Here is a 20705-nt window from a genome sequence, read left to right as displayed (position 1 = left end):
TGAGCCGCGAGCGCCAGCGAGCGTGTCGAAACCAACACGGCCCGATCGAGCGCAGATCCGCATGTGTTGGTTTCGACACGCCTTCGCCTTGCGGCTCCGGCGGCTCAACCAGCGGGGCGGCTCCGGCGGCTCAACCAGCGAAAGGGGGAGGACCAACGTCGTGTGGGCGACGCGACCGGCTCCTCGTCCAACGCAGCCGCTGAAGCGGCGAAGGAGTCGCGCAACGACGGATAGGCGAGCTCGACCTCAGGATGCTCGAGAAGCGTCTGGGCGATCCGGCGGGTGAGCCGCTTGCCGACGGTGGCGATGTGGCGTACGACCGCGTCGACCTCGTCGTCGGTGAGCTGCTGCGGGTGGAAGGGCTTCTGCGGCTTCTCCCGCAGCAGCGCGCGCATGGGCTCGAGCGACTCGATGTCGTACCTCAGCGCGAGCGCGTGCAGCTCGTCGTCGGCGAGCTTGCGAAGCCGCGCATGGTCGTCGGGCGGGATCAGGGTGTAGCTCGTCGGCCCCAGCGGGCAGGACTGGAGATGGACGTCGAGCCGCTCCTGGAGCTTCGGCCCGAGCGGCAGGACGTTGAGGGCGCGCTTGATCTCCAGCGCGTGCAGCGAGTAGGAGAGGTTGACCTGCTTCAGGGAGAGGTCACCGAGCTCGGCGGTGTCGATCCCGGCGGTGTCGAGCAGGTCGGTGAGCAGGTTGTCGCCGACGAAGAGCTCCGGGAGATAGGGCCGCAGCACGAGCCGGGAGCGCACATCGGCCGAGTCGAGCGCGTGGTAGAGGTGCTCGTGACCCAGCCAGCCGCCGTACGCGTCGGGCGACGCCTCGAACGGATCCGGGTGCGCCAGCCGCTTGACCCGCTGGTTGTAGTCGGACTCGAGGAAGGCGAGGGGGTCGCGGACGTACAGGACGAACCGGGCGTGCTCGGGCAGCAGCTTCGCGATCCCGGGCAGCTCGGGGAGGAACGCCTCGGACGAGAGCAGCAGGGTGTGGCAGCCGCTCTCCTCGAAGGCTCCGAGGGTCGCGGCGATCTCCCGAGGTGAGGCCACGAAGAGGTGTCCGGCGCGCTCCATCAGGGAGCCGGCGTTGCCGGCGCTGATCCCGTTCTTGTCGACGCTGTGCTGCGGATAGAAGATGCCGGCCCGCGCCAGCCGTTCGGTGTTGGCGCTGAGGAAGGCCTGGACCGCGGAGGTGCCCGTCTTGGGCAGGCCGGCGTGGACGATGATGGACTTCACAGGGACCGATCGGGGTAGGCACGACAGGGCGACCTACACCGTATCGACTCACCTCCGGCTGACAAGCCGCCCGTTCCGCAGAGCGTGCCACCAGCGGCGGCGCGGCTTCGGCTGCTGTGCGGCCAGGTCGAGCGCCTCGACCGCCCGCGCGAACGACTCGCGCAGCGAGGGATAGGCCAGCTCGACGTCGGGGTGCTTCTCGAGCGCCGCGTTGATCCGCCGGGTGAGCCGCTTGCCGACCTTGGCCAGATGTCGCACCACCGCGTCGACCTCGTCCTCGGAGAGATCCTGCGGGTGGTAGGGCCGCGACGGCAGGTCGCGGAGCTTCTCCCGCAGCGGCTCCAGCGAGTCGATGTCGTACTTCACCGAGAGCGCGTGGAGCTCCTCGTCGGCCTCGGCGCGCAGGCGCTCGTAGTCGGCGGGCGGGATCAGGGAGTAGGACGTCGGGCCCAGGGTGCAGGACTGCAGCCGCAGGTCGAGCCGCTCGTTGAGCTCGTTGCCGAGCGGCAGCACGTTGAGGGCGCGCTTGATCTCGAGCGCGTGGAGCGAGTAGGAGGTGTTGACCTGCTTCAGCTCGAGGCCGGTCAGCTGCGAGGAGTCGATCCCGGCGGCGTGGAGCAGGTCGGTGAGCAGGCTGCCGCCGACGAAGAGATCGGAGTGGTAGGGCCGCAGCTCCGCCCGGGCGCGTACGTCATCGGAGGCCAGCGCGTTGTAGAGGTGCTCGTGGCCGAGCCAGCCGCCGTACGCACCCGACTCCGGGACGAACGCGTGCAGCTGCGGGATCCGCTTCACCCGCTGGTTGTAGTCGGACTCCAGGAAGGCCAGGGGGTCACGGACGTACATCACGAACCTGGCGTGCCCCGGCATGGCCTCGGCCAGCCGCGGCAGCTCGGGGAGGAACGCCTCGGAGGAGAGCAGCATCGTGTGGCAGCCGCTGGCCTCGAAGTCGTCGAGGGTGCCCTCGATCTGAGTCGGGGAGGTGACGAACCGTGGCCCGGACCGCTCCATGAGCGATCCGGCGTTGCCGGCGCTGATGCCGTTCTTGTCCAGGTGGTGCCACGGGTAGAAGACGCCCGCGGCGGCGAGCTGCTCGGTGTTGTGATGGAGCCACGCCTGGACGGCGGAGGTGCCGGTCTTGGGAAGGCCGGCATGGATGACGATCGACTTCACGCAGGTCCGATCAGATAGGCATTCGGAACGCCCTGCGGCTACAACCGGAGTACCGGGTGGGGAATGTGCGGAGGGTGGGCCAAATGTAGCGACTTTCCCCTCCGCACGCGCGTTTCAGGCGAGGTATCCCAGACTCCGGATCCGGCCGATCTCCTCGCGCAGCTCGTCGTGGCTGGCGTTGTCGGCCGCCCGGCCGCCGGCCACGTAGTGGCTCTCCTCGGCCGCCGTGCCGTCGTAGACGACCGTGAACCGGTGGCCGACACCCGCGTTGATCAGCCCGCCGAGGAGCGCGACCGGGTCGGAGCGGTCCTCCAGCGAGAGCACCCGCGTCGTCTCCGGGACCCGCGGCGCTGCCGCGCCCGGGGAGCCGACGGTGACCACCTGGTCCACGACGTACGCAGCCCCGGCTGCCGCCGCGATCGCCGCCGCCGCGGTGCCCCCGGCGGCGGAGCCGACGAGCATCACGTGGGAGCCGGCCTCGACCGCCTGCTCGATGGTCTTCGACGCGGTCGCGATGTAGTCGGAGAGGTCGCCGGAGACGAGCCGCAGCCGCCGGTTGCCGGTGTAGGGGCCGGGCAGGTAGGCGATGTAGCGACCGGGAGCCGTCTTCTGGATCGAGATGCCGGTCTCGGTCGCCTCGAGGGTGCGGATCAGCTCCTCGATGGTGGCCGGGGCGGCCGCGGTGACGTCGAGACCTGCGGGCTCCTCCGCGGTCGAGGCCAGCGCGCCGCCGATGTCGCGCAGCGCGTGGCCGGCGTCGGCCGCGAACGCGTCGATGCCCGCGGCCCGCAGCGCGCCGGCGGTGGCCGCGGCGGCGTCGTCGCCGCGCGGGAAGTCGGCGGTGAGCAGCGAGCGCAGCTCCAGCGACTCGAGCAGCCCGCCACCGGTGGCGATGTGGTCCATCAGCTCGGGGTGGCCCTGGGCGAGCTCGCCGAGGTAGGCGGTGACGCCTTCACGGTCGAGCGCGTCGGTCTCGATCAGACCGGCGGAGAGCAGCGAGCCGCCGAGCTCGACCTCGGGCGCGAGGTAGTCGAGCGCGTTGGCCGCGATCGTGCCCAGCGACCGGCGGGCAGCGGCCTGGAGCTCGTCGATCCAGCGGTAGGTCTGCACGGTCGCACGCACCGACAGCGCGTCGGCGTCGAGCGCCTGCCCGAGGCCGAGGACGCCGGTCTTCTCCGAGGTCGCGGCGAGGATCTCCTCCTCGGCGGGCTCCCAGGTCTTGGTGGAGAGCTCGGCGGAGTCGGTGACGTCGTCGTCGCCCAGGATCTCGGGCCCGAGCTCGGCCCACTCGCGCAGCTGTGCCCCGGCATCGCCGATGGCGGCGGCCAGGCCGAGGATCTGCTCGTACTTTTCCTCCGGCCCGGAAGACGGAACCACCGGCTCGGGTGCGTTGCCGGGGAGCGGCCCCAGCCGGTTGATCGGGTCGTTATTTTCTGGAGCGCTCATCGAGCCACCTCCGCGAGAACAGGGGCGAGGTCAGCGGCGAGCTCGGAAGGCTCCACGCTGGTGATCAGGAGTGTCAGCTCTCCGTCGAGCGACACCGCGCGCATCGAGCGCCAGCCGTCGTTGACCAGCGTCCAGGAGACGGTGCCGATCAGCGGCTCCTCGATGTCGGCCGTCGTCGCGACGACCGCGCGCAGCCGGCCGTGGGTCTCGTTCGACAGCGCCTCGAGCGCGCTCGAGACGACCACGTCACCGGCGGTCAGCACCGGCACCAGGTCGCCGCGACCGGTGCGCAGCGCCTCGAAGACGGCGTCGGCGGTCGCGAACGGGACCTCGAGCTGCTCCGGCACCGCCGAGGTCAGCCGGGCGGTCTCGCTCGGCAGCGTCGCGGTGCGGCCGAGCTCGGCCGCCCAGGCCGTCGACGGGTACCAGGAGAGCTCGAAGACGAGCCCGTCGACGGTCGCGAGCGAGGCCGCGGCCTCGCCCTTCTGCCGGTGCCAGGCGCGGCCACGCCACCCGTCGATGACGACGTCGAGATCGATGACGACCTCCGGGGTGGCCAGCAGGCCCAGAGCACCGGCGATCCCAGCGTCCAGGATCCCGTCGGCGCCGAGGAGCTCGCGGCGCTGCAGCGATGTGGCGCCGTCACCGAAGCCTTCGACAGCGCGCGCCAGAGCCTCGTCCTCGACCGCCGAGCGCGTACGCCCCAGCCTGGCGTCGAGGCCCTCCTCGCGCTGGGCGGCGACCTCGAACGGGAGCGGCGCCCCGATCGTCGCGCAGGCGTGAGTGAGCTCGGGCAGGGTCAGGCCGACCCGGCGGGGGACTCCCGCCCAGGGCTCGGTCGGCGCCGCCGGAGCGGGGCCCAGATCGATCGTGGTCATCGAAGGGTGACCTCCAGCCAGTCCTTGTGGCCCGGCTCAGGGGCCTCGAATCCGTTGAGCTTGCCCTCGTCGGCCAGCGCCTCGGCGCGAGCCTCGGCCTCAGCGATCTGCTCCTTGAACAGGTCGACCTGCTTGAGGTGCTTGGCCAGCGCGTCGGCCGCACGATCGTGCTGCTCGGCCGCGCTGCGCAGCGCGGTGGCGCGCTCCTTCATCCGCCCACGGAGGGACTCGGCGGCCCGACCGTGCCAGGGCACGGCCTCGGCCTGCACCACCAGCTTGTCGGCACTCGCCCGGATGTCACCGGCCTGCTCGCGCAGACGGTTCACCCGACGACGGATCACGTCACTGTCGCCGTACATATCCCTCCTCGGACAGGTCTATGTGATGGTCCTACCCGCTGCCAGGATTCCTAAACGTAAAATCGTGAACTTTCTCGAAATCGGTTTTTGGGCGGTCAGGTTCGAGCGTCAGCAACTGTTCCTCGCACCGAGTCTGGTGCATAATGAAACCGACGGCTGGCCCAGCGCTTGCCGGGGATCGCCTGCGGTGCTGCCACCGCCCTCCTTCAGTGGATCGGCCCCCGGAGGCACTGGGCCAGCCGTCAGGTTTTCGTACATGTCGTGCATGGAAACCACGACTCACGCGTGACGAGCGAACTGTCCGGCATCGACATGATTCCGAGGGGGACGGCGCAGTCCTCACTGTTGCGGATCTTGCTCCACACGCTGAGGAGATAGGCGGGTTCGGTCAAGCTGAACTCGCCGCTCGGCCACAGGGCAGCCTTGAGAAATCCACCGAAGAGGTCGGCCGCCTGGCTTTCCGCATATTTGTTCGCCGGAACCCATCGCAGACCCTGCTCGAGATGGTCGGGAATCTTGGCACTGCGGGAGGCTTCGCGCCTGAGATACGCCTCAGTGGGCTTGTGATCGTGATGACGTACGTGACCGAAGCGAGTCCACAACCGTGTTCTCTCACCCTTCCACGATCTGGCTGCCCACAGCACAGACGTGTATGTCTTCATCGCCACGTAGTTGTAGAACAGCGCTCGGTCCTGGGTGTATGTGGCTCTCGTCAGAGCAGTCTTGATCGCGTAGACGTAACACACCTTCATTCCCTGGACCGTGGCTAGCACCCGCGCTGCGTGTCGCCGCCGATCGTGGGTCTTGACGTGCTCCTTCCAAGACATCACCTTTCCTGCCGGCACCTTGAAGTCACCGCGAAGCCGTTCGACGGCGGCCTGGAGCTCCGCGGCGCCACGTCGGTCCACGATCACGGCGGCCATTCCGAATATCGGGCTGGAGGCCGCTGACATGCCGCGATCACCGGTCTCGTCGATGTATGCCCACACCTCCGCCACAGCGCGATTCTAGGAGCGGATTTTCTGGACGGTGCGCGAACACGCGTACGCATCGGCGCGGTGTCACTCGGCAGGTATCGGGCTTCGACTCGCCCGACACCGGCTCAGCGCAGGACGGTGGAGAGCCGGTCGAGGCCCTGCTCGATCTCCTGGGTGGAGCCGGCGAAGGAGAGACGTACGAAGCGGTGCCCGTCGACCGGGTCGAAGTCGACGCCGGGGGCCATCGCGACGCCGGTGCGGTCGAGGACGTCGTGGCACCACGTCATGGTGTCGTCGGTCCAGCGGCTGACGTCGGCGTAGACGTAGAAGGCGCCGTCGGCCGGGGCCATCTCGGTGACGCCGAGGGAGCGGAGGCCGTCGAGGAGGACGCCGCGGTTGGTGGCGTAGCGGGTCACGTGGCCGTCGAGCTCGGCGTAGGCGTCCGGGGTGAACGCCGCCACCGCGGCGTGCTGGGCCAGCACCGGAGGGCAGATGGTGAAGTTGCCGACGAGCACGTCGATCGCCCGCCGCAGGTGGGCCGGGGCGAGCAGCCAGCCGATGCGCCAGCCCGTCATCGAGAAGTACTTCGAGAAGGAGCCGAAGACGACGGCGTCGCGCGAGGTCTCCCAGGCGCTGCGCCCGCGACCGCTCTCCGGTGCGTACGTCAGGCCGTGGTAGATCTCGTCGGAGATCAGCTGGATGCCGGCCTCCTCGCAGTAGCGCGCCAGCGCCGCGAGCTCTTCGGGGAGCAGCATGGTGCCGGTCGGGTTGGCCGGGCTGGCCACCACCAACCCCTTGAGCCCGACGCGCTCGTGCAGCTCCTGCACCTGCTCCACGGTCGGCTGGAAGCGCTCGGCCGCCCCGGTCGGGATCTCCACGACGTCGCACCCGAGCGCCGCGAGCACGTTGCGGTAGCAGGGGTAGGACGGCCGGGCCATCGCGACCCGGTCGCCGACGTCGAACGCAGCCAGGAACGAGGCCAGGAAGCCACCGCTGGCTCCGGTGGTCACGATGACGTCGTCGGGGGAGACCTCGATGCCGTGCCAGGCGCGGTGGTGTCCCGCGATGGCCTGGCGCAGCTCGAGGATCCCGGTCGCCGGCGTGTATCCCAGCGGTTCACCGCTCTGCAGCAGCCGGATCGCCTCCGCGTTGACCGCCTGCGGCGCCCCGGTCGAGGGCTGCCCGGAGGTGAGCGAGATGAGATCGCCGTACGTCCGCTGGCGCTGGGCCGCCCGCTCCAGCATGTCCATCACGTGAAAAGGAGGCACGTTCGCGCGTCGGGCAACTGTCAGACGGTCCATGTGAGCAAACACTAGGATGCAACCCCAGAGTCCGGAGGAGGGCCCGGCCCACGATGAGCGAGCATCAGCGAGCGACGGCCGCATGAGCTTCGACGTCCATCAGCTCGACGCGTTCATCCTCGTCGGGTCCATGGTGACGCTGCTGGCGATCCTGGCGGTGCGCATCTCCACGAAGGCCGGCCTGCCCTCGCTGCTGCTCTACCTGCTGATGGGTGTCCTGCTCGGCGAGTCGGTGCTCGGGATCCACTTCGACGACGCCGCCCTCGCCCACGCGCTGGGCTTCGGAGCGCTGGCGCTGATCCTGGCCGAAGGTGGTCTGACGACGTCGTGGAAGGACGTACGTCCCGCCTTCCGCCTCGGGGTCGTGCTGGCCACCGTCGGAGTGGTGATCTCGATCGGGATCGTCGCGGTCGGGGCCCACTACCTGCTCGGGCTGCCGTGGCAGCTGGCGTTCCTCCTCGGAGCGGTGACGTCGCCGACCGACGCCGCCGCGGTGTTCTCGGTGCTGCGGGTGGTGCCGCTGCCCAAGAAGCTGACCGGGGTGCTCGAGGCGGAGTCGGGGCTCAACGACGCGCCGACCGTGGTGATCGTGACGCTCATCGCCAGCGGGGCGATCGGCGAGAACTCGCCACTCGTCGTGGCCGGGATCGTGATCGGCGAGCTGCTGGTCGGCATCCTGGTCGGCCTGTTCGTCGGGTTCGGCGGCGCCTGGATGATGCGACGCGCGGCGTTGCCCTCGGCCGGCCTCTACCCGCTGGCCGTGATGACGCTGGCGTTCCTCGCCTACGGCGGGTCGGCCTGGCTGCACGGGTCCGGGTTCGCGGCGATCTACGTGGCCGCGCTCGTGCTCGGCAACACCGATCTGCCCCACCGCGGGGCCACCAGATCCTTCGCGGAGGGTGTCGCCTGGCTCGCCCAGATCGGGCTCTTCGTGATGCTCGGTCTGCTGCTCTCCCCGGGACGTATCGACCTGGAGACGATCGGGCTCGCCCTGGCTGCCGGGCTGATCCTGACTCTGGTGGCCCGCCCAGCGTCGGTGCTGGTCAGCATGGTCGTCTCGCCGATGTCGTGGCGCGAGACGACGTTCGTCTCCTGGGCCGGGCTGCGCGGGGCGGTGCCGGTCGTGCTGACCACGATCCCGCTGGCCGAAGGGGTCGACGGCGCGCAGGACCTCTTCGACCTGGTCTTCGTGATGGTCGTCGTCTACACCCTGCTGACCGGCCCGACGCTGCCCTGGGTCGCTCGGGTGCTCGGCGTCGCCCGTCCCAACGACCCGCGCTCCCTCGAGCTGGACGTGGCGCCGCTCGAGCAGGTCGCCGCTGACCTGATCCAGCTCCGGATCCCGCGCGAGTCGCGCCTCCACGGCGTCGAGGTCGGCGAGCTCCGGCTCCCCACCGAGTCCTCGGTCTCGCTGCTGATCCGGGACGGGCAGACCCTGGTGCCGGAGAGCACCACCGTCCTCCGCGCCCGCGACGTCATCCTGGTGGTCGTGCCCCGCCACCAGCGGGAGAAGGTCGAGCGTCGCCTCGAGCTGGTCAGCCGCAAGGGGCGGTTGGCGGGCTGGCTGCGTTGAGCTACTCCACCGGCGGGCTGCAGATCATCCCGTCGGCCTTGGCCTTGGCGGTCTTGTCGCCGCCGGTGACCTTCGGGAAGCGCTCGCCGGTGATGACCACGATGCCGGGGATGTCGGTCTTCTTCTCGACGATCTTCGCGTCACCGAGCCAGCTCGCCACGAGCGCGGCGGAGGGGGCGTCCTTGTCGGGCGTCCACACCTCGACCGTACGCAGCTTGGTGCCGCGCGGGGCGTTGCCGGTGGAGCCCTTCACGAAGCCGGCGTCGACGAGGTCGGTCATCGCACGAGTGGCGAGGCCGGCCCGGGTGCTCGCGTTGAGCACGGTCACGACCACCTGGGACGGGTAGACCTCGGACCCCTTCTTGACCGGGGTGGGCACGCACGGCCCGACGTCGACCTTCTCCGGGAAGGGTGCGGTCATCGCCTTCCATCCCCAGGCACCGGCCAGAGCGACCGCGACCGCGAGGACGGCGAGGATGATGAACGTACGGAGTCCCGTGAGGGCCGAATCGAGCATGCCGCCGAGCCTAACCGCTCGGGAGCCTTCTAACCGAGGCTGTGCACGCGGGCGTGGAGCACGTTGCGCTGCTGGAGGGCCGCGCGCAGGGCTCGGTGGAGCCCGTCCTCGAGGTAGAGCTCGCCGTTCCACTCCACGACGTGGGCGAAGAGGTCGCCGAAGAACGTCGAGTCCTCGTTGAGGAGGGCCACCAGCTGGAGGGTGTCCTTGGTGGTCACCAGCTCGTCGAGGCGTACCGTCCGAGGAGGCAGCGCGGCCCACCCCTTGGTCGTCAGACCATGGTCAGGGTAGGGGCGAGAATCGCCGACACGCTTGAAGATCACCCTCGTGACCTTATCGCCCCGGAACCAAACCTCAACATAAGGTCTTGTCATGACGGATGCTGCTGCCCTCTCAGAAGCGGTCGCGCCCGGCTACCAGTTCGAGGGTGCGGCCCTCGAGCTCGGCGGCCTGATGGCGGACGCAGAGACGTTGACGGAGACGCCGATCCGCATCCCGCTGGGGATGCTGAACAGGCACGGGCTGGTCGCGGGCGCGACGGGCACGGGAAAGACGAAGACCCTGCAGCTGCTGGCCGAGCAGCTCTCGGCCGCCGGGGTTCCGGTGTTCGCCGCCGACATCAAGGGTGACCTCTCCGGTCTGGCGACGCCGGGCACGTCGAGCGAGAAGCTCACCGCCCGCGCGGCGAGCGTCGGGCAGACCTGGCAGGCCCGCGGCTTCCCGGTGGAGTACTTCGCGCTCGGCGGCGAGGGCACCGGCATCCCGGTGCGGGTCACGGTCGAGGCGTTCGGACCGACGCTGCTGTCCAAGGTGCTGGATCTCAACGAGACCCAGGAGTCCTCGCTGGGGCTCGTCTTCCACTACGCCGAGAAGGAGGGTCTGAAGCTCGTCGGGCTCGACGACCTCCGGGCGGTGCTGCAGTGGCTGGTCTCCGACGAGGGCAAGGGCGACCTCAAGGAGCTGGGCGGTCTCTCCTCGTCGACGACAGGGGTGATCCTGCGTACGCTCATCGCCTTCGCCGACCAGGGCGCCGACGAGTTCTTCGGTGAGCCGGCCTTCGCCGTCACCGACTTCGTACGCAACGACGGCGATCTCGGGATCATCTCGCTGCTGGAGCTGCCCAACCTGCAGGACCGGCCGGCGATCTTCTCGACCTTCCTGATGTGGCTGCTCGCCGAGCTGTTCCGGGCGCTCCCCGAGGTCGGCGACGTCGACAAGCCCAAGCTGGTCTTCTTCTTCGACGAGGCCCACCTGCTCTTCAACGACGCCTCGGACGCATTCCTCGACCAGATCACCAACACCGTCAGGCTGATCCGCTCCAAGGGCGTGGGCGTCTTCTTCGTCACCCAGAAGCCGACCGACGTCCCCGACGACGTGCTCGGTCAGCTCGGCTCGCGCATCCAGCACCAGCTGCGGGTCGCGACCCCCAATGACGCCAAGGCGCTCAAGGCCAGCGTCAACACCTATCCGACCTCCTCCTACGACGACCTCGGTGCCGTCATCCAGACGCTCGGGATCGGCGAGGCGATCGTGACCGTGATGAACGAGCGTGGCGCGCCGACACCGGTCGCCTGGACCCGGCTGCGGGCGCCCGAGTCGCTGATGGGGCCCACCGAGGCTGCCGCGATGGAGGCTGCGGTCACGGGGTCGCCGCTCGCGGCGAAATACAGCGCCTCCGTGGAGGTCGAGTCGGCAGCCGACCAGATCAAGGCGAAGGCGGCCGCCGTGCTGGCCGCCAAGACGGCCGAGGTCGAGGAGAAGGCCGCTCAGAAGAGTGCCCAGAAGAGTGCCGAGAAGAGCGCCTCGACGAAGTCCTCGCGATCGCGATCTCGGTCACAGGAGGACGACGACTCGATGATCGAGACGGTGGTGAAGTCGACCGCGTTCAAGCAGGCTGCGCGGACCGCCGCCCGCGAGCTCGTCCGGGGAATCTTCAAGCGCCGCTGAGGCACCCAGGTCACTGATTGGCTCGGGCACGGGCCCACTCCTTATCGTCGGCTCATGCCCGACCTTCTCCTCCGGAACGTACGTGTCGTTCCGCTCTCGCCCCGGGCCGAGGTGCCTGCCGGGGTGGTTGACGTCCTCGTCACCGACGGTGTCGTCTCGGCGGTCGGAGAAGGGCTGTCCCGACCGGACGGTGTGGAGGACTACGACGCGGGCGGCCGTTGGCTCGTGCCGGGCCTGTGGGACGCCCACACCCACCTCGGGCAGTGGACGCTGAAGGCCAGCCGGCTGGACCTGCACGGCACCCGGTCCCCGGCCGAGGCGCTGGCGCGGGTGGCCGCGGCCGCGCGTGCCAGCGACGGGCAGCGCGACCCCGGTGAGGCGATCGTCGGGATGGGCCACTCGGCCGGCACCTGGGACCGCTGGGGCACCGTCTCCGAGCTCGACTCGGTCACCGGCGGTATCCCCGCGATCCTGGTCAACCACGACTTCCACCACGCCTGGCTCAACACCGCCGCGCTCGACGCCCTGGACCTGCCGCGACGAGACGACATGGTGCAGGAGACGGAGTGGTACCAGGTCTACCCGGAGGTGCTGGAGCGCTTCGAGAGCGCCGGCAGCACCCCGGCGGCCTATCGCCGGATGCTCCAGCGGACCGCTGCGCTCGGGGTGGTCGGGATGACCGACTTCGAGGTCGGCATCCGGCTCGACGACTGGCGCTCGCGATGGGCGTCGGGCTGCGACCTCGTCCGGGTGCGCGTGGCGACCTACGCCGACCAGCTCGACGAGGCGATCGCCGAGGGGCTGCGCACGGGCGACCCGCTGCTGCCGGGAGACGACCGGCTGACGATGGGGCCGCTGAAGATCATCAGCGACGGCTCGCTCGGCACCCGCACCGCCTGGTGCTGCGACCCCTACGCGGACGACCCGGACAGCTGTGGAGCGCCGAACCAGTCGCCCGACGAGCTGCACGGACTGCTGGGGAAGGCCCGCGCGGCCGGCCTCGACGTCGCCACCCACGCGATCGGTGACCGAGCGGTGTCGGAGGCCCTGGCTGCGTACGCGGCGACGGGGGCGCGGGGCAGCATCGAGCACGCCCAGCTCGTACGCCGCGAGGACCTCTCGCTGATGGCCGCGCTCGGCATCGTCGCGTCGGTCCAGCCGGCGCACATCCTCGACGACCGGGAGATGACCGAGGATCTCTGGCCGGGCCGAGAGGATCGCTGCTTCGCGACCCGCTGGATGCTCGACGAGGGTGTGCGGATGGTGCTCGGGTCGGACGCGCCGGTCGCGCCGCTCGACCCGTGGCTGGCGATCGCCGCCGCCGTGGGCCGCTCGCGCGACGGCAACGAGCCGTGGCATCCGGAGCAGGCGCTCACCGTGCAGGAGGCGCTGGCCGCGTCGGTGGACGGTCAGCCGACGGTCGCCGCCGGGTCACGTGGGGATCTGGCGGTGCTCGACATCGACCCGCTCACGGCATCGGTCCGTGAGCTGGCCGCGATCGCGGACGGCGGGGTCGCGCTGACCGTCGTCGGTGGACGGATCGCCCACCGCAGCGCCTGACCGACTCTCGGGTCGACCTGGTCAGAGCTCAGAATCGGCGAAGGCCCGGCTGAGACGGCCGGGCCTTGCGCAACGGGATCGTGGATCCCCCCATTTTCAGATGCCGGTCATGCGGACCAGCGCACCGAGTCGTCGACGAAGTCGGCGAACACGTGGACTCCGCGGAGGTCCTGGCGTTCCTCCATGAGCTTGGCCAGGGCACTGGCGTGCCGGAACTTGAGGCTGCGCTGCTTCGCGGCGCTCATCGCCTCGGGCTCAGTCGCGGTGAGTGTTTCCATCGAGGTCCCCCCTACAACGGATAGATGGTGTGCATCGTGGTTTGTCTGCGCATCAAGCATCCCGCTCGCGCGTCGCGGGCAGGTTGTTTGAACGTTACAAGCCGGTTTCGGTAAAAGAAATGTTCAGCGATGCCAGTCGCGGTATCTGCCGAGCGATAGGGCCGAATCTCGCTAGACAAAGGCGACGGAGGGGTCAGTCGGAGGCCGGCCTGAGCGTGGAGACCGCCTGCCGTGCCTGCTCGAGAAGGCGCAGCGCGGCGCTGGCGTCGGGCAGGTTCGGTTCCGGCGACCAGAGCTCGTCGGCGTCGTGGATCGGCTCGGCGCCGTCGACGATCGGGTCGAGGTCGGTGACGAGTGCACCCTTGGACGGGTCGCCGGCGAGCGCCGCTTGGATCACCTCGGTGTCCAGCGGGGCGGCCGACGCGATCAGGGTGGCGTTGCCGAACCGCGCACCGGCCAGCGCCGAGCCCTGCACGATCATCGCGACGTGCTCGAAGAGCGTACGCAGCGTGGCGAGCTCGCGACGGGTGAAGAGCAGCTCGGGGCCGGCGACGGAGTTGAGGATCAGCCGGCCATCCTCGCTCAGCGCGTCGCGGGCCGCGGTCATGCACTCCAGCGAGGTGAACGCCGGCGGGATCCGGTTGCCGACGAAGACGTCGATGACGATCGCGTCGTGGTCGGAGCCGGGGTGAGCCTCGAGCCACGACCGGGCCTCGGCCGTCTTCATGGTGATGCCGTCCGGGAGCGGGAACCGCGACCGGGCGAGCTCGACCAGGGCCGGCTCGAGCTCCACCACCGTCTGGGTCGCCGAGGGCCAGCGGTGGGCCAGCGCGCGGGGGAGCGCGAGCAGCGCCCCACCCAGGTGTGCGACCCGTCGCGGTGGCCGGTCTCCGAGGGCGGCCAGCATCCACCGGATGGAGGCCAGCCTGGGCGGTTGCGCGGGGTCACCGAGGTGAGACTGCGCGACGCCTCCCATCTCGATGGCCCAGCCGTCCTCCTTGCGTACGAGGTCGGCGGTGCTGCCGTCTGAGAACACGATCCGTTCGCGGCTCCCGGTCGGGCCCGAGGGTGTTGACATAGTTCGATCCTGCCAGACACCATCGCGCCCGAGCCCGGACATTCCGGTAGCCTTCTGGCGTTGTTGATCAGCGCCGAAATCACTCGGACATCAGGCGTGAGGAGTTCTTGCGGTGGAGATATGGGAGGTCGCCGAACATGCCGACGACCGCATCGAAGGTCTCACCGCAGATGGGAAGCCTGATCCGGCCTACGCCGCCTCGCTCGGTCTGAAGGATGCGCCTCTGGGACGCCGAGCGCTCGGCGCCGGCGTCGACATCGCCGTCTATGTGCTCCTGCAGGTGCCCTACCTGGTCTTCACGCTGCCGCTGCTGCTCAAGCTGGTGCAGGGCAAGTTCGGCTTCGCGCGCTTCCTGAGCCACCCCGACTTCCTGCTGGCGGCGATCGCGGGCGGCACGACCATGCTGCTCACCCTGATCTTCGTGATCGTCCAGATCGTCTTCCACGGCCGCCGCGGCGCGACGCTCGGTAAGTCCGTCGCCGGCATCCGATCGGTCAACGTCAAGACGCTCGAGCGGCCGGGGATCGGCAAGGCCCTGCTGCGCGCCTTCGTGCTGTGGGGGTCCGGCATCGTCCCGTTCGCGCCGATCGCCTTCCTGGTCTCGCCCCGCTTCGACAAGGAGGAGCGCAACCGCGGCTGGCACGACAAGGTCGCCGAGATCTGGACCGTCGACGTGCGCGAGGGTCTCGACCCCTACGACGAGAAGCGGATGCGCATCGCCCGCAAGACGGTCGCCGCCGCGCCGGTCGCCGAGCGGAAGTCGCTGCCCTCGCTGAGCACCCCGCACGCCCAGGACGCGGGCAGCTACCGACCCGCGGGCCGGGTCAGCGCCGGCGTCCTCGGTGTCTCCCGTCCGAAGCCCAAGCGCGACGAGCCGGGTGCCTCGCCCGGTGGTGCGCTCGCCACCCCGGCGTCCGGGCCGGTGCCGCCCCAGCCGGTGACGCCGTCGATCCCGCCCTCGCGCGGTGCGGTCCCCAACCAGGGCCAGACGGTGCCTCCGCCGCCTCCGACGCCCACCCCGACGCCCCACCCGGCTCCTTATCCAGCCCAGCAGCCCGCACAGCACCAGACGCCCCATCCCGCGCCGCAGCAGCCGACCCACCACACGCCGCACCCGACCCCGCCTCCCACGCCCGCGCCGACTCCCGCTCCGACGCCCGCTCCGACGCCAGCGCCCACAGGCGCCGGGCAGCAGCCGCCCGCGCAGTCGCGCGAGCGCGGCATCATGCTCAAGGTCGACTCCGGCGAGCGGATCCCGGTGGCCGGCCTGGTGCTGGTCGGGCGCGACCCGGCCCTGACGGAGAACACGTTGGGGGCTCGTACGGTATCGATCATCGACGTCTCGGTCTCGAAGACCCACCTCTCGCTGCGTCCCAGCGGTGACGGCGTGGAGGTCACCGACCGAGGCTCGACCAACGGCACCGTGGTGATCCACGAAGGCGCCACGCGACGGCTCAACGCCTGGGAGCCGGTGCTCGCTCCGGTGGGCGCGATGATCCGGTTCGGCGACCGCTCGGCCCTGGTGCGACGCGGGTGACCCCGGCCGCCCCGGCACGACCGCTTAGCTGCCACCTTGACGATGGGAACGAAGGATGAAGGTCAAGCTCACTCTGCATCGGCCCGGTGTCGCGCCTGCGGATGTGATCGTCACAGCTGACTCCACGGCGACCGCGGGTGACGTCGCTCGGCACATCGCCGACGCCGACCCGGCGCGCTCCGTGATCGCGGGTGAGCACGACATCTTGACCCTGGCGGTCGCCCCGCCGACGGCCGACCGGATGGAGCCGCTCGAGCCCGACGTACCCATCGGTGACGCGCCGATCGGGTCCGGCTTCGCTGCAGCGGTCGTCAACATGGGCCCGGACAACGAGACCACCGGGTCGCGCCGCAAGAGCGTCGGTGTGCTGCGTGCGATCGACGGTCCGGTGCGCGGTCAGGCGTTCCCGCTGACCACCGGTCACGCCTCGATCGGACGTGGTCCCGAGAACGAGATCGTCCTCGCCGACCCGATGGTCTCCAAGCGTCACGCCCGCATCGAGGTCGACCGCTCCGTCGAGCTCGTCGACCTCAACTCGGCCAACGGTGTCGTCGTCGACGGCACCCAGGTCTCCCGCGTACGCCTGGCCCCGGACACCCCCGTGGTCATCGGTGGCACGACGCTGGTCATGCAGCTCTCGGCCGACTTCCTCTCCGCCGTCGAGGACCCGGTCCTCGAGCGCGGTGGCGGCCTGCTCTTCAACCGCAGCCCGCGCGTCGACGTCCGCTACCCCGGCACCGAGCACCCGCCGCCGTGGATGCCGACCGAGATGCAGAAGAAGCTGTTCCCGTGGTTCGTGCTGATCGCGCCGATCATCATGGCGCTCTCGATCTACGCGATGACCGGCCGCACCCGCGCGCTGCTGCTGGTCGTGATGACCCCGATGATGGCGGTCGGCAACTTCATCAACCAGCATCGCCAGGCCGGCGCCAAGCAGGACCACGAGATCCAGCTCTTCGAGCGGCAGTTCGAGAAGCTGGAAGAGGTCTTCTACCGCAGCAAACCGGAGGAGGAGCTGGCCCGCAACGAGGAGGTCCCGCCGGTCGCGGAGGTCTTCGAGCAGGCGATGCAGCTCGGTCCGAGGCTGTGGACCCGGCGCCCCGAGCACTGGAACTTCCTGGCCGTACGCCTCGGCACCACTCGTGCGCTCTCGCGCAACTCGATCGCCGAGCGCGACACCCAGAACGGTCTGCCCGAGTTCATCGAGCGCATCGAGCGCCTCAAGGAGCGCTACAAGTACGTCGACGACGTACCGCTGCTCGAGTCGCTCCCCGCGGTCGGCTCCGTCGGCGTCGCCGGTCCGGCCGGCCCGGCCGCCGACGCGATGCGTGGGCTCGCGGTGCAGCTCTTCGGTCTGCACGCGCCCAACGAGGTCGTCACCGTGGCCTTCGCCGACCCCGACTGGGTCGAGGAGTTCGAGTGGCTGAAGTGGCTGCCTCACACCACCTCGGAGACCAACCGCTTCAAGGACATGCCGCTGGCCGACTCCGCACCGACGGCCAACGCCCTGCTCAGCGCGCTGGAGGAATACATCATGCGCGCGGGTCGGACCGCGGAGCACCGTGGCCCGTTCCCCGAGCGCTGGAACCCGATGCAGTACGGCACCGACGTCGCCCGGGCCGGCGAGGAGACCAACGCCCGGGTGCAGGTCTCCATCATCGTCTTCGTCACCAACGACGCTCCGGTCGACCGCGCCCGGCTGGTGCAGGTCCTCGAGCGCGGAGCCGACGTCGGCGTACACGCGGTCTTCATGTCCTCCACCGTCGAGGCGCTGCCGGCCGTGTGCCGCAGCTACCTCGACGTCAGCGAAGGTCTGGAGAACGCCACGGTCGGCCTGGTCCGCAACGGTGACCTCTTCGAGGGCGTGACCATCGAGGGCGTCTCCAACGCCTACATGGACATGTTCGCCAAGCGGCTCGCCCCGGTCGTCGACGCCAGCACGGTCGTCCACGACTCCTCCGACCTGCCCAACTCGGTCAACTTCCTCTCGCTGGTCGGCAACGAGGTCGCTGAGGACCCCCACTCGGTCATCGAGCGCTGGCGGCAGAACAACTCGATCATCGACCGCTCCGACCGCCCGCGGCCGCGCCTGAAGAAGGCCGGAAACCTCCGCGCGATCATCGGACAGGGCGCCTCGGACGCGATGACGCTGGACCTGCGTACGCAGGGCCCGCACGCCCTCGTCGGCGGCACCACCGGGGCCGGTAAGTCCGAGTTCCTGCAGGCATGGGTGCTCGGCATCGCCTCGGCCCACTCGCCCGACCGGGTCACCTTCCTCTTCGTCGACTACAAGGGCGGCTCCGCGTTCGCCGACTGTGTCGACCTGCCGCACTGCGTCGGCCTCGTGACGGACCTGTCGCCTCACCTGGTGCGGCGCGCGCTGACCTCGCTCCGCGCCGAGCTGCACTACCGCGAGCACCTGTTCAACCGGAAGAAGGCCAAGGACCTCCTCGAGCTCGAGAAGCGCCAGGACCCGGAGTGCCCGCCGGCGCTGGTGCTGGTCATCGACGAGTTCGCCGCTCTCGCCGGCGAGGTGCCGGAGTTCGTCGACGGTGTCGTCGACATCGCCCAGCGAGGCCGTTCGCTCGGCATCCACCTGATCATGGCGACCCAGCGTCCTGCCGGTGTCATCAAAGACAACCTGCGCGCCAACACCAACCTCCGCGTCGCCCTGCGCATGGCCGACGAGAGCGACTCCAAGGACGTCGTCGACGACCCGGTGGCCGCCTCGTTCCCGCCATCCCTGCCCGGTCGCGGCATCGCGAAGACCGGCCCCGGTCGGTTGACCCCGTTCCAGTCCGCGTACGCCGGTGGTTGGACCCGCGACGACGAGGTCGTCACCGCCGACGTGAAGGTCGCCGAGCTGAAGTTCGGCTCGATCACCGAGTGGGAGCCGGAGCGTCCGCCGGAGAGCGACTCGCACGACGAGGACCTCGGCCCCAACGACCAGAAGCGGGTGGTCACCACGCTCATCCGCGCCGCCGACACCGCCGGCCTGCCGGCTCCGCGGCGTCCGTGGCTCGACGACCTGGCGACCGTGGTCGACATGCGCGACCTGCCGCTCGAGGGCGACGGCCAGATCCTGCTGGGTCTCGCCGACATCCCGGAGCGCCAGCAGCAGAACGCCATCTACTTCTCGCCCGACCGCGACGGCTCGCTGCTCATCTTCGGGTCGTCGGGCTCCGGCAAGTCGACGCTGCTGAAGACGATCGCGACCGCCGCAGGCGCCCGCCCCGACCTCGGCACCGTCCAGGTCTACGGCCTCGACTTCGCCTCGGGCGCGCTCGGTGCGATCGAGCGCCTCCCGCACGTCGGCTCGATCATCGACGGTGACGACGCGGAGCGTCTGCAGCGCCTGATGCGCACCCTCGAGCGGGAGATGGACCGCCGTTCGGAGATGTTCGCCAAGGCCTCGGCGGCCAACCTCAGCGAATACCGTGAGCTCGCCGACCCCTCGGTGCCGCGCATCCTGCTCCTGATCGACAACTACCCGGAGTTCAAGAAGGAGTGGGAGATCGCCGCCGGCCGCGCGCCGTTCTACCAGTCCTTCATGCGGGTCCTCGGCGAGGGCCGCCCGCTCGGCATCCACGCGGTGATCACCGCCGACCGCAGCGGCTCCGTGCCGACCGCCGTCTTCGCGAACATCCCGCGCCGTGTCGTCATGCGGCTCTCCGACCCGAGCCAGTACGTGCTCGTCGGAGCCCCCAAGGACGTACTCAACGAGCAGTCGGCTCCCGGCCGCGCCGTGGTCGACAAGGCCGAGGTGCAGCTCGCCGTCCTCGGCGGCACGACCAATGTCGCCGAGCAGACCAAGGCCCTCGACGAGCTCGTCAGCCAGCTGCGTGCACAGGGTGCACCCGAGGTCGGCGAGATCGGCGCCCTGCCGACCAAGGTCGCGAGCAAGTCCATGCCCGCGCACGTCAACGGCCAGCCCGTCTTCGGTATCGCCGACGACACCCTGGCCCCGCGCGGCTTCGACCCGATCGGCTCGTTCATCATCACCGGCCCGCCGCAGTCCGGTAAGACCAACGTGCTCAAGGCGCTGGTCGAGTCCGTCGAGCGCTTCGACCCGGAGGTCAAGCTGTTCCACCTCGGCAGCCGTCGCGCCCAGCTGGGCGACTTCAGGCCCTGGGTACGCAGCGCCACCCGCCCCGACGACGAGAAGGCGCTCGTCACCGAGCTCGCCGAGATCGTCGCCGACGAGTCGTTCCCCGGCCGCATCATGATCGTCGCCGAGGACATGACCCACCTGGCCGACGGCCCCGCCGACCGCCCGATGCGCGCCCTGCTGCAGGCCATCAACAACTCCGACCACCTCTTCGTCGGCGACGCCGACGTCACCCGCGCCGGCGGCGGCTCGGGTGTCATGGGTGAATGGAAGGCCGCCCGCCAGGGCATCGTGCTCAAGCCGGACACCTACGACGGCGACACGCTGTTCAAGGTTCCGTTCGGCAAGCTCAAGCGCACCGACTTCCCGGTCGGCCGCGGAATCTTCGTCCAGGCCGGCCGCACGGTCACCATGCAGATGCCTCTGGCCAGCGACGCAGAAGGCGCGGAATGAACCCTTTGCATGGATCGGGCAACGGAACGGTTTTTACCCTTCACATCACCGTGAGGGTGGCCTAGCGTGACCCGCGGCGTCCGTCCGGGCGCCACCTCATCACATCCCGGGAAAGGCAACGACCGATGAGTGACTTCGGGGCAACATACGACGAGATGACCGGCACCGCCGACAAGCTCGACCAGGGCAAGGACACGATCGAGTCGGCTCTGGATGAGTGCCAGGGCTACGTGGACGAGCTCGTTCAGGACGGGTTCAAGACGGAGAAGGCGTCGGGCAAGTTCCAGGACGGCT

At 69.9% G+C, this 20705-nt stretch carries 16 protein-coding genes; 5 read left to right on the top strand and 11 right to left on the bottom strand.

What is annotated here, in order from left to right; genetic code table 11:
* Window positions 1-104: 104 nt before the first annotated feature.
* From IEY81_RS02575 to IEY81_RS02545, 7 genes are all read right to left on the bottom strand, one after another.
* Window positions 105-1229, bottom strand: a complete 1125-nt coding sequence (locus IEY81_RS02575) for a hypothetical protein (protein ID WP_189116895.1) — start codon at window positions 1227-1229, stop codon at window positions 105-107.
* A 48-nt stretch (window positions 1230-1277) separates the two neighbouring features.
* Window positions 1278-2399, bottom strand: a complete 1122-nt coding sequence (locus tag IEY81_RS02570) for a hypothetical protein (RefSeq protein WP_189116894.1) — start codon at window positions 2397-2399, stop codon at window positions 1278-1280.
* 114 nt (window positions 2400-2513) lie between these two features.
* A complete protein-coding gene (locus IEY81_RS02565) occupies window positions 2514-3845 on the bottom strand; it encodes a hypothetical protein (protein WP_189116893.1) in 1332 nt (443 codons plus the stop codon).
* The gene (locus IEY81_RS02560) at window positions 3842-4723 is read right to left on the bottom strand and encodes a hypothetical protein (RefSeq protein ID WP_189116892.1); all 882 of its coding nucleotides are present in this window, start codon (window positions 4721-4723) and stop codon (window positions 3842-3844) included. Before IEY81_RS02560 ends, IEY81_RS02565 begins: the two co-directional genes overlap by 4 nt.
* Window positions 4720-5082, bottom strand: coding sequence for a hypothetical protein (locus IEY81_RS02555; RefSeq protein WP_189116891.1), 363 nt, complete (start codon window positions 5080-5082; stop codon window positions 4720-4722). Before IEY81_RS02555 ends, IEY81_RS02560 begins: the two co-directional genes overlap by 4 nt.
* 242 nt (window positions 5083-5324) lie before the next feature.
* Window positions 5325-6080 (bottom strand): DUF3800 domain-containing protein, encoded by a 756-nt coding sequence (locus tag IEY81_RS02550; RefSeq protein WP_229787245.1) that lies wholly within the window; start codon window positions 6078-6080, stop codon window positions 5325-5327.
* Between the two features lie 104 nt (window positions 6081-6184).
* On the bottom strand, window positions 6185-7327 hold the full coding sequence (locus IEY81_RS02545; RefSeq protein WP_229787242.1) for a pyridoxal phosphate-dependent aminotransferase: 1143 nt from the start codon (window positions 7325-7327) through the stop codon (window positions 6185-6187).
* A gap of 115 nt (window positions 7328-7442) precedes the next feature.
* Here IEY81_RS02545 and IEY81_RS02540 point away from each other — a divergent pair, with 115 nt between their 5' ends.
* Window positions 7443-8933, top strand: a complete 1491-nt coding sequence (locus IEY81_RS02540) for a potassium/proton antiporter (RefSeq protein ID WP_189116889.1) — start codon at window positions 7443-7445, stop codon at window positions 8931-8933.
* A 1-nt stretch (window position 8934) separates the two neighbouring features.
* Here IEY81_RS02540 and IEY81_RS02535 read toward each other — a convergent pair whose 3' ends face one another.
* A complete protein-coding gene (locus tag IEY81_RS02535) occupies window positions 8935-9450 on the bottom strand; it encodes a LytR C-terminal domain-containing protein (RefSeq protein WP_189116888.1) in 516 nt (171 codons plus the stop codon).
* Between the two features lie 29 nt (window positions 9451-9479).
* Window positions 9480-9773: a type II toxin-antitoxin system VapB family antitoxin gene (locus IEY81_RS02530; RefSeq protein ID WP_045551249.1), complete on the bottom strand. Its 294-nt coding sequence runs from the start codon at window positions 9771-9773 to the stop codon at window positions 9480-9482.
* A gap of 49 nt (window positions 9774-9822) precedes the next feature.
* Between IEY81_RS02530 and IEY81_RS02525 the strand changes: the two genes are divergently transcribed.
* Complete coding sequence (locus tag IEY81_RS02525; protein WP_189116887.1) at window positions 9823-11397, top strand: helicase HerA-like domain-containing protein; 1575 nt, start codon at window positions 9823-9825, stop codon at window positions 11395-11397.
* 54 nt (window positions 11398-11451) lie between these two features.
* Entirely contained in the window at window positions 11452-12957 is a 1506-nt protein-coding gene (locus IEY81_RS02520; RefSeq protein WP_189116886.1) for an amidohydrolase, read from the top strand.
* Between the two features lie 107 nt (window positions 12958-13064).
* On the opposite strand, the gene IEY81_RS02515 is transcribed toward IEY81_RS02520, so the two are convergent.
* Together IEY81_RS02515 and IEY81_RS02510 are read right to left on the bottom strand one after the other, a co-directional pair.
* Window positions 13065-13235 (bottom strand): hypothetical protein, encoded by a 171-nt coding sequence (locus IEY81_RS02515; RefSeq protein ID WP_189116885.1) that lies wholly within the window; start codon window positions 13233-13235, stop codon window positions 13065-13067.
* Window positions 13236-13428: 193 nt separating this feature from the next.
* Window positions 13429-14313, bottom strand: a complete 885-nt coding sequence (locus tag IEY81_RS02510) for a spermidine synthase (RefSeq protein ID WP_189116884.1) — start codon at window positions 14311-14313, stop codon at window positions 13429-13431.
* A 112-nt stretch (window positions 14314-14425) separates the two neighbouring features.
* On the opposite strand from IEY81_RS02510, the gene IEY81_RS02505 reads away from it, so the two are divergent.
* Complete coding sequence (locus IEY81_RS02505; RefSeq protein WP_189116883.1) at window positions 14426-15850, top strand: RDD family protein; 1425 nt, start codon at window positions 14426-14428, stop codon at window positions 15848-15850.
* A gap of 103 nt (window positions 15851-15953) precedes the next feature.
* A complete protein-coding gene (locus tag IEY81_RS02500) occupies window positions 15954-20411 on the top strand; it encodes a type VII secretion EssC family protein (RefSeq protein WP_229787240.1) in 4458 nt (1485 codons plus the stop codon).
* Window positions 20412-20705: the final 294 nt, after the last annotated feature.

It is taken from the genome of Nocardioides luteus (assembly GCF_014648595.1).
In the GTDB taxonomy this organism is placed as follows: Bacteria; Actinomycetota; Actinomycetes; order Propionibacteriales; family Nocardioidaceae; genus Nocardioides; species Nocardioides luteus.
This window is presented reverse-complemented; position numbering and strand designations above follow the sequence as displayed.